Origin of the sequence: Leisingera aquimarina DSM 24565, from assembly GCF_000473165.1 — a bacterium.
GTDB classification, from domain to species: Bacteria; Pseudomonadota; Alphaproteobacteria; order Rhodobacterales; family Rhodobacteraceae; genus Leisingera; species Leisingera aquimarina.
This window is the reverse complement of record NZ_KI421504.1, coordinates 1,712,580-1,727,984: the sequence shown is the minus strand read 5'-3', so window position 1 is coordinate 1,727,984 and position 15,405 is coordinate 1,712,580. Positions and strand designations below refer to the sequence as shown.

Sequence of the window (15,405 nt, the reverse complement as noted above, 5' to 3'; positions counted from 1 at the left end):
CTCAATAGATCTTGAAGCGCGCCCGGATATCCCGGTCCTGCTCTGCCGTAAGATACGCGGGCTGATGGGTCCGCAGGATTTCCTGTGCCCGCACCCGCGCCTGTGCCCAGGCGTCCAGTCCGCCCTTTTCTGCCCAGGTGCGCGGCTCGTCCCGGTCCGCTATAGCCGGGTAGAAGTAGTCCCGCTCCATCGCCGCGAGCGTATGCTGGCCGCCCAGAAAATGCCCCTCGCCCAGCACCGCCGCGCAGATCGCCTCGAACCCGAGGTTTTCCTCGCTCACTTCAATCCCGCGCAAGGCGCGGTAGGTGTGGGAATGCATCTCGTCATCCAGCACGAACCCTTCAAAACTCACACCCAAAAGGGACGCCGTCATGCCCGAGCTTTCATAGATCAGATTGCCCCCCGCCAGCGCTGCCGCCAGCGACGTCAGTCCTTTTTCAGCCCCGTATTGCGCGTCAATCGCCTTGGCGTCGGTCATTGAGCATGCCACCCCTGAGGGCAGCCCCAACCAGTTCGACAGCTGCGCCGAGGCTGCATTCAGAACCGCCGTCTCGCCGCTGCCGCCGGAAAACGCCCCGGTGCGCAAATCAATTACCAAGGGCCAGTTGGAGAACACCATCGGGAAACCCGGCTGGATCGCGTGCACCATCACCAGGCTGGCCAGGGTCTCGGCCAGTGATTGCGCGAGAAATCCCGCCAATGTGGCGGGCGCCGTTGCCCCCGCCTGGGCCGCAGTTATGCAGGACATTGGAATGTTGTGCCTGATGCATTCATAGACAACGTCCACTGCATCCTCACCATAACGCATTGGAGAGATGACCGGGCTGATATGCGCCTTGACGAAGGGGCGTTTGGAGAACTCCCCCGGACCGCCTGCAGCGATATCCAGCATCTCCACAATCGGTGCCACATGCTCTGCCAGCGTAAACGACGTCGCCACTGGTTTGGTGGTGTTCTTCAGCAGCGCATAGACCGTGTTCACGTCCAGATCGTAGTTGTCCGGCACATCTGTCGCCACGCAGCAGCGGGTGAACCAGCTGACATTGGCCAGAGTGTCCTGCAGCCGGGTAAAGTCATGCAGGTCAGTCAGCGTCGAAGGCCGGTACACCCCGCTTTCCATATCCAGCGTCTGCACAGCCGCGCCGCCGGTGCCGAAATGCACCGCATTGCCGCCCACCGTGATTGAGCGGCTGTCATCGCGTCCGTGCAGAACAAACGTCTTGGCAGCCTGGTCAATCGCCTGTTCCACCAGTTGCGGCGGAAACACTACCCGCCCGGCACCGTTGTCCTGCGCCCCTGCCGCCAGCAGATCGGCGTGCAGCTGGGGCGGAACTTCCCCCATGCCAAGCTTGGCCAGCAATTCCAGTGATGTGGAGTAAACCCGCTCCAGTTCCTCAGGGGTCAGCGGCTTATAGTCTCCGCCGATCTGGCCCGGCGGACAGGGATCCACGGCAGGCTTTGCCGCCCTCTGCGCCAAACGCTCCCGGCGCCCGCCCCGTTTGGCTCGCTGCTCTGCCATTATTGTGACCTCCTGAGGTAAATCTTGCCCCAATGTTCCCGCCGCAGCCGCCGGCTGGCAATCACAGGAGCAGAACTACCAGCTTATTCAACAAAGTTTTCGAATTTTTGATAATTACACTCCCCTGTATTGCAGCCTGCGCTGACCGGGCGCTTAGTCATGCAAAATCCATCGGGAGGTCCCTTTCATGAAATCGCGCACCAAGGTTGTGGTGATCGGAGGCGGCATCGCCGGCTGCTCCACCCTCTACCACCTCACTCAGGAAGGCTGGAGCGACGTCGTTCTTGTCGAACGCAACGAACTGACCAGCGGCACCACCTGGCATTCAGCGGCGCAGGTCACGAATTTCGGCATGAACCAGACCATGGTCGGCCTCAAGACCCACTCGATCAACTTGTACAAGGAACTGGCTGAAGACCCGGATTACCCGATCAACTACCACCACGGCGACGGCGGTATCCGCCTGGCCAATACCGAAGCACAAATGCAGGGCTACCGCCACTTTACCTCCATGGCGCGCGGCATGGAGGTGGAGTTCGAAGTGATCGACGCCGAGGAATGCGCCCGTCGCCACCCGCTGATCTCCACCGATAACCTGATCGGCGGCTTGTGGGATCCGCTGGACGGCGACATAGACCCGGCCCAGCTGTGCCAGGCGCTGGCGCGGCGTGCCCGCAAGGCCGGTGCCGAGGTCTACCGCAACACGCCGGTGACCGCCTTGACACAGCATAAGGACGACACCTGGACCGTGCATACCGAACACGGCGACATAGACTGCGATATCGTGGTGAACGCCTGCGGCTACCGGGTGAACGAGGTTGGCGCCATGATGGGTGTGCACCACCCCGTCGCCTCGATGGAGCACCAGTATTTCCTGACCGAAGAGATCCCCGCGATCAAAGACGCGGGACACCGGATGCCGCTGTTGCGGTGCCCGATCAGCGACTATTACTGCCGCCAGGAAAAGAACGGGCTGCTGGTGGGCTTCTACGAACAAGACTGCAAAACCTGGGGCATGGACGGGATCGACCCGAATTTCGTGAACGCCCTGTGCCCCGATGATCTGGACCGGGTAACAGATGTTCTGGAGGGCGCCTTTGCCCGGATGCCAACGCTGATGGACACCGGCATTCACACAGTGGTCAACGGTCCGATCACCTATACCATCGACGGGGCACCCTTGGTCGGCCCGATCCCAGGCAAGCGCAACGCGTTCTGCATTATCGGCCTGCGGGCGGGCCTGGGCGAAGGCGGCGGCCACGGCTGGCTATTGGCGCAGCAGATCGTGCATGGCGAGGCGCAGTACGACACCTGGTGCCTTGATCCGCGCCGTTTCACCGGCCACACCAATGTCGAGCTGACCGCGCTGAAGGCGATCGAGGACTATCAGAACGAATTCCGCTTCCACTTCCCGCATGAGCACCGCCCGGCGGGCCGCCCGGCCAAGACCACGCCGCTGACGCCGGTGCTGGCCGCCGAAGGCGCCGAGTTCACGGTGGTGAACGGTTGGGAGCGGGTCGACTACATCAAGCCCGCACCGGACTTCCATCCCTCGCTGTCCTTCAACTTTGACGAGGCCTTCGGCGTCATCGCGGCCGAGGTGAAGAATGTGCAGGAGAATGCCGGCCTGGCCGAGGTCAATGGCTTCAACCGGTTCGAGATCACTGGCGCGGACCGGCACAGCTTTCTCGACCGGATGTTCTGCGGCACCGTCACCAAACGCGCGGGCCGGGTCGGTCTCGGCTACCTGTTGAACCATCACGGCATGGTCAAAGGCGAGGCCACAGTGGCCAATCTCCCCGCCTCGGACCGCGGGCCGGAGCGGGTCTGGTACGGCTCCGCCGCCGCCAGCGAATTCCACGACATGGACTGGCTGCAAAGCCACATCCAAAAAGACGAGGACGTGCATGTCCGCTCTCTCGCTAACGACCAGACCATCCTGGTCCTGGCCGGTCCCCGGGCAAGGGACGTGCTCTCAGCCTGCGCCCGGGGCGACTGGTCAGCCGCGGCCTTCCCGTGGCTGTCGGTGCGTGAATGTTTCGTCGGTTTTGCGCCCGCCACAGTGATGGGCGTCAGCTTCTCCGGCGAACTAGCCTATGAAATCCACGTCCCCAACGCTGCGCTTTACGCAGCCTACCTGGCCCTGCGCAAGGCGGGCGAGGCACACGGCCTCAAACTCTTTGGCGCGCGGGCGGTGGAGTCTATGCGGATGGAAAAAGGTTTCCTGCATTGGAAGGCAGACCTGATCACCGAATTCGACCCGTTTGAGACCGGGCTGGACCGGTTCGTGAAGCTGGAAAAGAGTGATTTCATCGGCAAGGAGGCCCTGCAGAAACGCCAAACCGAAGGCGCACGCAAGAAGCTGGTCACGCTACAGATCGGCACCACCCACGCCCCGGCCCATGGCGGCGCCTCGCTGATGCAAGACGGCAAGGTCGTGGGCACCGTGACGTCCGGCGATTGGGGTCACCGGGTAAGTATGAACCTGGCCTATGCTTTTGTGGAACCGGCACTGGCAACCGAAGGCAGCACTATGCAGCTCGACCTCTGCGGCGATCTGGTGGCGGCCACGGTTATTGCCCCCTCCCCCTATGATCCGGGCTTCGACCGTATCCGGGGCTAGGCCTCTCTTCAAACAGCAAAACGCCCGGAGAATTCTCCGGGCGTTTTCCATTGCGATGCAGATACTTGCGTCAGCTGCGACCCTTCCATGGCACCAGCCAATTCTCCGCCTGACGCATCAGTATGTCGATGCCGTAACCGATGATGCCAATCAGCACGATCCCCATAATCACGATATCCGTCAGCTGAAATTTCGAGGCCGCAATGATCATCATGCCTGCCCCCTTTTGTGCCGCAACCAGTTCCGCGGCCACAACGGTGCCCCAGCAAACGCCCATTGCAACCCGCGCACCGGTAAAGATCTCCGGCAGCGAATTCGGCACGATCACGTGGCGCATGATCTGCCACTTGGAGGCCCCCAGCGAATAGGCCGCGTGGATTTTCGAGATGTTCACCCCGGAAACCCCGGCCCGCGCCGCAATCGTCATGATCCAGAGGGCTGCCAGGAACAGCAGCACGATCTTGCCGGTTTCCCAGATGCCGAACCAAATGATCACCAGCGGGATCAGCGCCAAGGGCGGCACCGGGCGCATGAACTCGACAATCGGGTCGAACCAGCCGCGGAACCAGCCCGACAGACCCATGGCATAACCCAGCGGAATGCCGACAATCGCCCCGGTCACAAAACCCACGATCACCCGTGTCAGCGACCAGCCCAAATGCTGCCACAACGAAAAGTTCTGATAACCTTCCGAGGCAATCTCAAAGAACCGCGCCACCACCGTTTCCGGTGCCGGCAGCCAGATCGGGTTCATCTGCAACCCGCCGTGCGGGGCAAAACTGATCGCCCCCTTCCCGGTCAGCGTCACCGTGCCGTCGCCGGCGTCCACTTGCGTACCGGGACCGATGGGTTCGCCGTTGATGGCGACGATCTTTGCGCCTTCCTTGCGCTTGACCTCGTCATTGCGGTCAAAAATCAGAGTGGTGGAGCGCCCGGCCTGTGCCGCCAGGGCATCGTTCTTGGCAAAGCCGTCGCCCGGCTCCACCTCAAACTTTGGGCTTTCCTCACCAAACCCGGCCACCCTGACTGTGATGTCTGCGTCATCGGTGGCCCCGTCGGCATTCTCCAAAGTATAGGTGAATGTGGTTTCGCCGGTGAAGGGTCCTGGCACGTGAATGGGAAGCAGCTTGGAGCCGGTAAAGGCCGCCCAGATCACAAAGATCACAAGGACTGAGATGATCGAGGCCGCCCGGTCCGGCGTCACGGCGCTTTCATCGCCAAACGTTACGGTTTTCAAGCTGGTAAAATCCTGCTGCGACTGCATCCCCTTGCGGATCAGCTGAACCAGAAAGAAAGCACCGGCAAACAGCGCGATATAGAACAGAAGAACCGTCATGCAACTTGCTCCGTCCGGCCCATGATCTCCTCTTCCATTTCCCAGATCATCGAGAGGATCTCATCGCGGGTCTCGGCAAATCCTTCGGATTTCTTCACATCCCGCAGATCTGCATTCACCCCGCGTTCCGCAAAGGGCAAGTTGTATTCGCGGTGAATGCGGCCGGGACGCGGCGCCATCACGATCAGCCGCTCGCCCAGCAGCAGTGCCTCCTCCACCGAGTGGGTGATCAGGATAATAGTCTTGCCGGTCTCTTTCCACAGCTTCAGCACCAGGCCTTGCATCTTCTCCCGCGTCAGCGCGTCCAGCGCCCCCAGCGGTTCGTCCATCAGGATCACATCAGGTTCATTCGCCAGGCAGCGGGCCAAGGCAACACGCTGCTGCATCCCGCCCGACAACTCATACACCGCCTTTTCCTTGAAATCCTGCAAGCCGACGATATCCAGCAGCCGGTCAGAGATCTTCTCTCGTTCCGCCCGCGCCATGCCTTTCATGCGCGGCCCGAATTCCACGTTGTCGCGCACGTTCATCCATTCAAACAGCGCGCCTTTCTGGAACACCATGCCGCGTTCGGCATCCGGCCCGGTGACAACATGGCCGTTCAATTCAATCGCCCCTTCCGTCGGGGCCAGAAACCCGGCCAGAATGTTCAAGAGCGTGGTCTTGCCGCAGCCCGAAGGCCCCAAAACCGACATCAACTCTCCCGCTTTTAAACTCAATGAGACGTCTTTCAGTGCCTGTACCGAACTGCCATTGGGCAAATCAAAACGCATAGAGACACCCTTGATGTCCAATCCTGACATCTCTCCCCCTTCCTGCTTCAGCCGCGGATGCAAACGGCCCGGTTACCGGGCCGTTCATCTCAGTTATTCAATAGCGGTTCAGTTCAGCGCGGCGTCCAGCGGTGCACTGTCAACAGCACCATCATAGGAGTCCAACGCCGCTTCGATGCTGCCCGCCTTCACAAACACATCCGCCACGCCCTTCATGAAGCCTTGAGCGCCGCCGCCCAGCCACTTCTCGGACAGCTGATCCTCGGCCGAGGGGAAGTTGAAGGTGGCTATTGTGGCCTCAGCATCGCCCAGGTCCATACCGGCATCCTTGGCAATCACCGGCAGCATCTCGTCCTTGTGATCGCCCGAGTTCCACATTGCGTTGGCATCTGCAGTCACTTTCAGGAATTTGCTCAGCAGCTCGCTATCCTCAGCGATAAACCCTGCCGGTGCGCTGGTTACATCGAACACCAGAATACCCAGTTCTTCCTTCTCGGCACCGGTCAGCAGCACGTTGCCATGCTCCAGCATCCGCCGCAGCGCGCCGCCCCAGCCGCAGACCATGTCCAGGTTGCCCTGTGCAAAAGCTGCCGCGCCGTCCGCGGGCGCCATATCCACGACCTCCATCGAACCGATATCAACACCGAAATGCGACATCTGCGACAGGAAGTTATAATGCGCAGCGGTGCCGATCGGCACACCCACTTTCTTGCCCGCCAGCTCGCCTGCGCTGGTTTTGTCAATCTCCAGCGCCTCGGCGACAACACAGTTGTCATTGTCGGAATAGCTGACAGCCACATCCACAATCTGGATGTCCTGTCCGGCGGACGTTGCCACCACAAACGGCGGCACGCCCTGGCTCACGGCAATCTGCACATCACCCGACGCCATCGCCGCCGACATTGCGGTGCCAGTGTCGAACGACACCCAGTTGATCTTGACGCCCAGTTCCTCCTCATAGGTGCCGTTGGCCTTGGCAAACTGGAACGGCATTGGCCATTCCAGGAAATAGGCCACAGTGATCTCATCCAAATGAGCGGCATTCACAGCAGAGATGGAAGCGGCGGCGGCGCAGATAGTTGAAAGCAGATACTTTTTGATCATATTGGAGGTCTCCCAGTTAATTCTCCGGGCCCGTTCGTTGCGAGCCTCATAGCTTTGATTTTTGCACGGCAAACCATATCCGGGAAGCCACTTCACTATAGCACAAAATTACTCTTGCGGCAAAAGTAAAACTTATATTTGATTTTTACGGATACATTGGCGCAAACCTGCGGATAGCATATGCAAAGCGCAAAGGAGGACTGCATATGCAAAAGACGCTGAGTCTGCGCTGGCTGGAAGTGTTCCAGCTGATCTCCAAGTCGGGATCGATACAGAAGGTCGCCGCAGAAACCGGCCTGTCGATCAGCACCGTGTCCAATCACCTGCGCAGCCTGGAAAGTGCGCTTGGTGTTGATCTGGTGGACCACACCCGGCGCCCGATGGGGCTGACACCGGCCGGCGTGGTCTATGCCCGCTATGTATTTGACGGGTTGATGACGCTTAAACGCGGCGAGGCCGAGATCCGTTCCGGCAGCTGGCAGCATGCCACCGATCTGCGGATGGCCTTGCTTGATGATTTCGACAACGAGGTCGGCCCGGAATTGTTTCAGTTCCTCTCTACCGCGCTGCCCCGCTGCAGCTTCCGCCACTACACCCGGCCCAGCCACGAGATCATTGAAAAGCTGCAGGAGCAGAAGCTGGACGCTGGCGTCGCCACCCGCCCGGCCGGGCTGCTGCCGGATCTGATCGAATACCCGCTGATGCGCGATCCCTTCATTCTGGTGGTGCCCACCGGGTATTCCGGCAGCGTCGAGGATCTGACTAAAGCTGATACGCCTCTGCCTCTCCTGCGCTATTCCCGCGACCACACCATCGGTAAGCAAATTGAGACCCAGCTGACCCGGCTCAAGATCTCTCTTCCCAACCGGTTTGAACTGGAATGCAACCAGTCGATCATCGGGCTGGTCTCCGAGGGCAGCGGCTGGACCGTCACGACCGCCGCCAGCTACCACCGCGCCCAGCGCTTTCACGACAAGGTCAAGGTTGTGCGCTTCCCCGGTAAGAGTTTTGCCAGAACGGTGTCGCTGTTCACCACCAGCGTCTATCCTGCGGCCACTTCGCAACTGATCCACCAGGCATTGCAGAAATCCCTGGGCCACCATTTCACTGATCCGATAAGCGCACGCTTTCCCTGGCTGGCCGAGGAGTTCCGCACCCTCCCCGCTAAGGGGAATTAGGCTCTCCGGCAATTCGAAACAAACATCCGTGTTTTTCGGAACCTGCAAGCCGCAGCTTGACCGTGCGGCCTGCAGGACGCTGTTTTAGGCGCAACCCGCGCCGTGCCCTTTCCCACGCACCCGGCGGCCCTCTAATGGAAATGAGCTGATCCCAATGGCAATCACCTACCTCAAACAGGCCCAGCCCCGCCCCGCTGCCGAAAACAGCGATATCCGCGATACAGTCGCCGTCATGCTCGCCAACATCGAACGTGATGGCGAAGACGCGGTGCGCCGCTACGCGGAAAAGCTGGACGGCTGGACAGGCCCCATTGTGGTAACCGACGCCCAGCGCCGCGCGGCCTGCAACCGGGTTTCGCAGCAAATGAAAGAGGACATCCAGTTCGCCCATGCCAACGTCCGCCGCTTTGCCGAGGCGCAGAAGGCTACAATGAGCGAATGCGAGGTAGAGGTAATCCCCGGTCTGATCGCAGGCCAGAAGCAAATCCCGGTTTCCAGTGCCGGCTGTTATGTGCCGGGCGGCCGCTACAGCCATATCGCCAGCGCGCTGATGACCATCACCACCGCCAAAGTGGCCGGCGTTCCCCACATCACCGCAGTCTCGCCAACCCGCCCCGGAACCGGCATTCCCGATGCGATCGTCTACGCCATGGACCTCTGCGGAGCGGACATTATCCTGAACCTGGGCGGGGTCCAGGGCATCGCCGCCATGGCCCAGGGCCTGTTCGGCGCCCAGCCTGCCGATATTCTGGTCGGCCCCGGCAATTCCTACGTGGCAGAGGCCAAGCGGATGCTGTTCGGCGAGGTCGGAATCGACATGTTTGCCGGCCCCACCGATTCATTGGTCATCGCCGATCACACCGCCGATGTTGAAACCGTTGCTTGGGATCTGGTCAGCCAGGCAGAACATGGCGCCGACAGCCCGGTCTGGCTGGTCACCACCGATGAGGCGCTGGCCAAGGGTGTCATGGCCCGCGCGCAGGCGCTGATCGGCAAACTGCCTGAACCCAATCTCTCTGCCGCCCACCGCGCCTGGCACGAACGCGCCGAAGTGGTTCTGTGCGGTAGCCGCGAGGAAGCCGCGCAGGTGGCCGACCGTTATGCGCCCGAGCACCTGCAGGTTCAGGCCGAGGATCTCGACTGGTGGCTTGACCGCCTCACGGCCTACGGCTCACTGTTTCTGGGTAAGGAAACCACGGTGTCCTTCGGCGACAAGACCTCCGGCCCCAACCATGTGCTGCCCACCAGCGGTGCTGCGCGCTATACCGGCGGGCTGTCTGTGCATAAGTTCACCAAGACCGTGACCTGGCAGCGCTGCAATTCCGCCGCCTCCCATGAGCTGGCCCAGCGCACCGCCCGCATCAGCCGGATGGAGGGTATGGAAGGCCACGCCATCGCTGCCGAGATGCGGCTGCAGCCGGAACCTGTTTAGGGCTATCCGGCGCTGCTGCGACACTACGCTCAGGATGGCGTTTCCAGTTGCTGGTCAAGATCGACCGGCCCCAGGACCGCGTCATCTGGGATATCTTCAAACCCCGACACTTCGCCGCCGTAACGGGCAGCAAAACGGGCGGCGTCCTCAGTCGAGGCAAAGGGCACAACTTCCGGCGCGCCCATGCCGCCTGCCACATTCGCCCCCACCACGAAATGCGTTCCCTTGGCATCAATCCAGTTGTTGGTGCCGGGATGCGCCCAGCTGGCGGCTGCGCCCATGTCGCTGACATAGATTGCGGTGATCTCCGCATCCCGCTCCGGGCTCTTCACATAGGCTGCCAGATCCCGCACCTGGGCAAAAAACAGCGGCACAGGGAAGCCCTCCAAATGGATCTGCCCCTTGGGTCCGCCGTGTTCGGACACATTCATCTGGCAGAAATAGCTCAGCGCCGCTTCCGTCAGTTCCACCGGCGCCGGCGGCGCTTTGGCCTCCTCCTCCAGACAAGCGGAAAGAAACAGAGCCGCGGCAAGGATCAGGCGCTTCATGGCTCCACCCTCCGGAACGCGGCACAGGCCAGCAGGAAGCCCAGCGCGGGCCACAACAGCAGCGACAGCGGTGCCGCCCAGCCGGGCAAGGCACTGGCCGCCCCCGCCATGCCGCTGGACAGGGCGACACTTTCCGAGGCCGCCACATTCCACAGCCGGAACGCATCCGCCGGGTTGGCGACCATCACCCAGGGGAAGACCTTCTGGGTGAACACCCCGCCGCTGTCCATCACTACGGCGCCCAGCAGTCCCAGGTCATAGAGCACCACAAACACCAGCCACACACCCGCCGACAGGCCGGCGGCAGCGGCGGCACCGCTGCTGAGCGCCGACAAGGCATAACCCAGCACCAGGAACACTGCGCCCAGCAGGATCGAGGTCGCCACCAGCCGCACCAGCGCAATCAGGCTCTCGGGGCCTGCACCGCCAAACCAGGCCGCAACCGCTCCGGCGGCACCAAAGCCGATGACCATCGCCACCGCCAGGGCCGCCAGCTGCGCCATCAGCTTGCCCAGCAGGATCTCAGCGCGTCCCGCGGGGTAGGCAAGCAGCAGCGCCAGGCTGCCGCGGTCACGGTCCCCAGCCACCGCATCAAACCCCATCATCAACGCCAAGAGCGGCGCAAGGTATACCGACAGAGTGGTCATAGAAGCGACCGAGACCGTCAGCATGTCCACCCCCAGCGTCCCCGTCGGGGCCGAGCCGGCAAAGGACAACGCCAGCGAGAACGAAAGCATGATCAGCGTTGCCATGAACAGCCAGAGGTTGCGGCGCAGGATCAGCATCTCGGCGCGGGCTATGGCAAAGGCACGTTTCATTTGCGGTCCTCCCCGGAGTAATGGCGATAAAGGTCTTCCAGCCGCGGCGGCACCATGTCGATATCAACCACTGCATCGCCCATGGCCGCAATCTTGCGCAGCTCGGCCATCTTGTCTTGCGGCCGGCAAAGAATCTCGACCGAGGCGCCATTGATCCGCCGCCCGCCGGTCTCCAGCGCGATCCGATCCGCCTCAGCACCCTGTGCCTGCACCCGCAGCTTGACCGGAAGCCCGGCCTGTGCCGACAGGCCCGCCAGCGTGTCGTCCGCCACCTTCACGCCTTTGCGCAGGATGGCGATACGGTCGGTGCGCGCCTCCACCTCGGTCAAGGCATGGCTGGCGATCAGCACCGCAGCGCCCTGCCCGGCCAACTCATTGATGATGGCATAAAGATCCTGGCGCGAGATCGGATCCAGACCGCTGGTGGGTTCGTCCAGCAGCGCCAGTTTGGGACGCCCCAGCAGCACCTGCGCCAAGCCCAGCCGCTGACGCATCCCCTTGGAATAAGCCCCGATACGGCGATGCATAGCCTCGCCCAGACCAACCCGTTCCAGCAATCTGATAATATCTGCGCGCTCCCCGGCAAGACGGGCAAACAGCCCCAGCTGCTCATGCCCGGTCAGCGCCGGGTGAAAACTGGCCGCCTCAGGCAAAAAAGCCGTCGCGGCGCGGGCGGCGCCCGTGCCCGGCTTAGCGCCGCAGATGCGGATGCTACCGCCCTCATGCCGGATCAGGCCCAGCACCGCCTTGATCAGCGTCGACTTGCCCGCACCGTTGTGGCCCAGCAGCGCCAGCCGCTCGCCCGGCGCGATATCCAGATCAATGCCATGCAGCACCTGTGTCCTTCCGCGGAACTTGTCCAGCGCGCGGATCTGCAGTGGGCTGTTTGCGTTATCCATCCTGTTCAACCTTTCTGGCGGCCGCCGGCCGCTCGGGCCGCATCAGCGGGTGGCTGTCGATCACCCCGCCCGGCAGCAGCGCCGGGAACGCCGATTGCGACCAACGCACCAGCTGTACCGCGGGTGAGCCCATCAGCAGCTTCGCCGCCGGCTGGGTCCACAACACATGGTCCATGCTGTCGTTGGGACGGTAGGGTGCATCGGCGATGCCATCTCCATCGACATCAAAACCCGCAAAATCGGACCAGTAGTTGCCGCGGCCTGCCTCAGACCATTCCACCCATTTGGTGGAGACAAATTTCACCTGATGCCGGTTGCCGACAAAGGCATTCCCAACCATCCGGTTGCCGGCACTGCCAGCGGTAAAGTGGATGCCGATGCCGCAGCCCTCAAACCAGTTGCCGGAGAAATCATTCTTGTGTGCGTTGTAGAGGAAGGTGCATTTGTCCCGTGCCCCCTTCACATAGTTGCCCCGTACCTCGCCCTGGTTGGCGTAGTTCAGCATCACCCCGTGGTCGCGGTCATTCAGCGAGACATTCCCGGTCACCTTGACCCGTTTGGAGAACATCACCGCATAGCCGAGGTGATTGCCGATCGAGACATTGCCCGAGACCTCGGAATTGTCGGCATACATGTAGTGCACGGCAAAGCGCAGGTCGCGGAAGGTATTGTTGGTAAACCTGTTCTTCTTGGAACTGTTCACAAAGATCCCGTCGCGGCCAAAGCGGATGTCGTTGCCGTCCACCACCGCACCTGGCGCGTTCCAGACATAGACCCCGTTGCCGCGGGCGTTCATGTGGCGGTCCAGGCGGCCTTCGATGCGGTTGCCCTGCACCAGGCTGTCCCTGGCGCCGTGAATGTCCACACCGTAGAGGTTGCCCAAGAGCACATTGTTCAGGATCCGCGGCGCATGGGCCGTCTTGGTCAGCTTGATGCCGCTGTCAATCTCCTGATGCGAGGAGCCGGAGCCAACCACCGTCAGCCCCTGCACGGTGACGCCTGGGCCATTGACGGTAATCACCGACCCCGCGCCCTGCCCATCGAGCGAGGCATGGCCCTGCCCGTCCAGGGTGACAGGCCGGTCCAGCACCAGCGTTTCGGCATATCTGCCCGGGGCGAGGCGGAGGGTGTCGCCATCCGCCGCCTGCGCCAGTGTCTTCGAAATGGCCCCTGCCTGGTTCGGCACATCCCAATCCGCCGCCCGGGCGGGCGCCAGGCAGGTCAGGGCCGCAACCAGCGATAGGGGCAGGAGCCATTTCATGTTTATGCGCTCCGTGGCTCAACCAGCATCCGGCCGCGCATCTCCATGTGCAGCGCGTGGCAGAACCACTGGCAATAGTACCAATGCACACCCGGGCGCTCGGCAATGAAGGTGACAGAAGCGGTGGCCATCGGCCCAACTTCCATCGCAAGGCCGAAGTTCGACAGGCAGAAGCCGTGGGTCAGATCGTCAATGTCATCCAGGTTGGTGACATAGACGGTGACTTCATCGCCCTGCTTGACGGTGAACTTCTCAAGGCTGAAGTTCGGCGCCTGGCTGGACATATAGACCCGCACCTTGTCGCCGTCGCGGATGATGGTGTCCTGATAGTCGTCCAGATCTACCCCGTCCGCTTCTGCCTGGGCGCGTGCCTCGGCCCACATCGGGTCGTTGCGGTCCCAGATGTTGGCCGGGTTCACCTTGGAGCGGTGCACGATGATCGAGTCATGCGGCTCGGCAAAGGTCGGGCCGTCGTGCACCACCTTCATCTTGTCGCCGGAGATGTCGATCAGCTGCTCGTTCTCGGGCTTCAGCGGGCCCACGTTCAGGAACCGGTCCTTGGAGAACTTGTTCATCGAGATCAGCCACTTGCCATCTGCATCGGCGGTCTCGCCCATCGAGGTGGAGTTGTGGCCCGGCTGGTACTGCACATCGACCTTGTCGAGGATCGGATCGACATCGGCGCCGGCATAGGCTTCGATCGCCTTGGCGATGTCCCATTTCACCACCTGGCTGTCCAGGAACAGGGTGGTGTAGGCATAGCCGCGGTTGTCGAAGGCGGTGTGGAGCGGGCCAAGACCCAGCTGCGGTTCCGCCACAATGGCCGAGCGCGGATCGGCATCGGCGTCGAACAGCGCGTCCAGTTTCTCGACGTCGATCACCGAAACGGTCGGCGACAGCTTGCCGTTGACGCAAACGTGCTTCTTGTCCGGCGCGGTGTTGATGCCGTGCGGCGAGTTCGGGATCGGGATATAGCGGGTCAGCTTGCCCGGTGCGCCCTTGCGCCCGTCAACCACCTTGGCGCCGTTCAGTTCCTGATAGTCGCCCGCTGCAATTGCCGCTTCAATCGCTGCGATATTGAAGACAACCACATGATCCAGCTCGTTCTCGGTCATCTCGGCCAGGGTCATGCCCATTTCCGAGTTGTAGGAGGTCGAATAGGCGTATTTGCCCTGATAGTCGCAGTCGGTGTTATCCAGGTTGCCCGAGACGATCACCTGCCAGGCGACTTCCATGGTATCGCCGTCAATGGCGGAGAAGATGTTCACATACTGCGACGGATCATCCAGGATCTGGCCGTCGTTGATCAGCGGCGCCTCGTGCTCGCCATTGGCAAAGACATAGCCGGTGCGCGGGAACTTCTGCGGGCGCAGGCCGTGGATGTCCTTGGCGTTGGGGATCTCGATGATCTTGTCGCATTTCATCACGTCGCAGCGCACCCGGGCAACGCGGGTGTTGGCCTTGTCGTTCATGAAGATGAAGCGGCCGTCATAGGTGCCGTCGGTAAACGACATATGCGGGTGGTGCAGGTCGCCGTTGTCATAGGTGACCTTGCCGTTGGCGGCCAGGAATTCCTTGGTTTCCGGCAGCAGGCCCTCGGTCAGGATCTTCAGCGACTCGTTGGTCTGGCCCCAGCCGGTGGCCGAGCAGCGGTTGAACACCGGGATCCGCATGAACTCGCGCATCGACGGCACGCCCAGGATGCGCAGCTCGCCGGTCTGGCCAGAGGACCAGAAGCCATAATATTCATCCAGCTCGCCCGGCGCCAGGTTGACACCCTCCGCCGCTTGCGCAGGTTTGGCGCCCAGCAGCGCGGAGCCGGCGCCAGTGGCCGCCAGCACGGCGCCAGAGGCTGTGGCCCCCAAGAGGCCGCGGCGGGTGACGGGCAGTGTGTTTTTCAGATCTTCAGACATG

General features: G+C 62.0%; 12 protein-coding genes. 3 read left to right on the top strand and 9 right to left on the bottom strand.

The window, feature by feature from the left end; all coding sequences use genetic code 11:
• Nucleotide 1 precedes the first annotated feature (1 nt).
• Complete coding sequence (locus AQUI_RS0112635) at nt 2-1,519, bottom strand: trimethylamine methyltransferase family protein (RefSeq protein WP_027257836.1); 1,518 nt, start codon at nt 1,517-1,519, stop codon at nt 2-4.
• A gap of 187 nt (nt 1,520-1,706) precedes the next feature.
• Here AQUI_RS0112635 and AQUI_RS0112630 point away from each other — a divergent pair, with 187 nt between their 5' ends.
• The gene (locus AQUI_RS0112630; RefSeq protein WP_027257835.1) at nt 1,707-4,142 is read left to right on the top strand and encodes a GcvT family protein; all 2,436 of its coding nucleotides are present in this window, start codon (nt 1,707-1,709) and stop codon (nt 4,140-4,142) included.
• A gap of 70 nt (nt 4,143-4,212) precedes the next feature.
• On the opposite strand, the gene AQUI_RS0112625 is transcribed toward AQUI_RS0112630, so the two are convergent.
• The 3 genes from AQUI_RS0112625 to AQUI_RS0112615 form a co-directional block, all read right to left on the bottom strand.
• Entirely contained in the window at nt 4,213-5,478 is a 1,266-nt protein-coding gene (locus AQUI_RS0112625; RefSeq protein ID WP_027257834.1) for an ABC transporter permease, read from the bottom strand.
• Complete coding sequence (locus AQUI_RS0112620) at nt 5,475-6,281, bottom strand: taurine ABC transporter ATP-binding protein (protein WP_027257833.1); 807 nt, start codon at nt 6,279-6,281, stop codon at nt 5,475-5,477. The genes AQUI_RS0112625 and AQUI_RS0112620 overlap by 4 nt, the downstream gene beginning before the upstream one ends.
• Before the next feature lie 78 nt (nt 6,282-6,359).
• A complete protein-coding gene (locus tag AQUI_RS0112615; protein WP_027257832.1) occupies nt 6,360-7,355 on the bottom strand; it encodes a taurine ABC transporter substrate-binding protein in 996 nt (331 codons plus the stop codon).
• Between the two features lie 206 nt (nt 7,356-7,561).
• On the opposite strand from AQUI_RS0112615, the gene AQUI_RS0112610 reads away from it, so the two are divergent.
• Nucleotides 7,562-8,533 (top strand): LysR family transcriptional regulator, encoded by a 972-nt coding sequence (locus tag AQUI_RS0112610; protein WP_027257831.1) that lies wholly within the window; start codon nt 7,562-7,564, stop codon nt 8,531-8,533.
• 154 nt (nt 8,534-8,687) lie between these two features.
• Entirely contained in the window at nt 8,688-9,965 is a 1,278-nt protein-coding gene (gene hisD / locus AQUI_RS0112605) for a histidinol dehydrogenase (protein ID WP_027257830.1), read from the top strand.
• 29 nt (nt 9,966-9,994) lie between these two features.
• Here the strand turns inward: hisD and AQUI_RS0112600 are convergent, their stop codons facing one another.
• Genes AQUI_RS0112600 through nosZ form a run of 5 tightly spaced genes read right to left on the bottom strand, consistent with a single transcriptional unit; the run spans nt 9,995 to nt 15,404 of the window.
• A complete protein-coding gene (locus AQUI_RS0112600) occupies nt 9,995-10,513 on the bottom strand; it encodes a nitrous oxide reductase accessory protein NosL (protein ID WP_027257829.1) in 519 nt (172 codons plus the stop codon).
• On the bottom strand, nt 10,510-11,331 hold the full coding sequence (locus AQUI_RS0112595; RefSeq protein ID WP_027257828.1) for an ABC transporter permease: 822 nt from the start codon (nt 11,329-11,331) through the stop codon (nt 10,510-10,512). Before AQUI_RS0112595 ends, AQUI_RS0112600 begins: the two co-directional genes overlap by 4 nt.
• A complete protein-coding gene (locus tag AQUI_RS0112590; protein ID WP_027257827.1) occupies nt 11,328-12,230 on the bottom strand; it encodes an ABC transporter ATP-binding protein in 903 nt (300 codons plus the stop codon). The genes AQUI_RS0112595 and AQUI_RS0112590 overlap by 4 nt, the downstream gene beginning before the upstream one ends.
• Nucleotides 12,223-13,491, bottom strand: a complete 1,269-nt coding sequence (locus tag AQUI_RS0112585; protein ID WP_027257826.1) for a nitrous oxide reductase family maturation protein NosD — start codon at nt 13,489-13,491, stop codon at nt 12,223-12,225. The genes AQUI_RS0112590 and AQUI_RS0112585 overlap by 8 nt, the downstream gene beginning before the upstream one ends.
• 2 nt (nt 13,492-13,493) lie before the next feature.
• Entirely contained in the window at nt 13,494-15,404 is a 1,911-nt protein-coding gene (gene nosZ, locus AQUI_RS0112580) for a TAT-dependent nitrous-oxide reductase (RefSeq protein ID WP_027257825.1), read from the bottom strand.
• Nucleotide 15,405 lies beyond the last annotated feature (1 nt).